This window comes from Streptomyces sp. H27-D2, from assembly GCF_035828615.1.
Taxonomy (GTDB): Bacteria; Actinomycetota; Actinomycetes; order Streptomycetales; family Streptomycetaceae; genus Streptomyces.
The window spans coordinates 1-535 of record NZ_JAYMZR010000241.1 but is presented as its reverse complement, the minus strand read 5'-3'; the positions used below and the strand labels follow the sequence as shown (position 1 = coordinate 535).

1 protein-coding gene is annotated in these 535 nt (G+C 75.1%); it reads left to right on the top strand.

The genetic code is table 11. From position 1 onward, the window contains the following. Positions 1–535: methylmalonyl-CoA mutase family protein (locus tag QMK28_RS34105; protein WP_326443577.1), on the top strand; the 535-nt coding region annotated here is incomplete at both ends.

Sequence of the window (535 nt, the reverse complement as noted above, 5' to 3'; positions counted from 1 at the left end):
CAGCGGCAGCACGCGGTCACCTCGGCGGTGATGATGAGCAGCCGCGACCCCTGGGTGAACATGCTGCGCACCACGGTGGCCTGTCTGGGCGCGGGGGTGGGCGGGGCCGACGCGGTCACCGTGCTGCCCTTCGACGCCGCGCTGGGCCTGCCGGACGCCTTCGCCCGCCGGATCGCGCGCAACACCTCCTCGATCCTGATCGAGGAGTCCCACCTGGCACGGGTCATCGACCCGGCGGGCGGCTCCTGGTACGTGGAGCGGCTGACGGACGAGCTCGCGCAGGCCGGGTGGGCCTGGTTCCAGGAGATCGAACGCTCCGGCGGCCAGGCGGCGGCCCTGCGCTCGGGGCTGATCGCCGAGCGGCTGGCGAGCACCTGGGCGAGCCGGTCCGAGGACCTCGCGCACCGCCGCGAGCCGATCACCGGCGTCAGCGAGTTCCCGAACCTCGCCGAGCGGCGGGTCGAGCGCGAGCCGTTCCCGGCAGCCCCCGCCGCCGGCGGACTGCCCAAGGTCCGCCGGGACGAAGCCTTCGAGG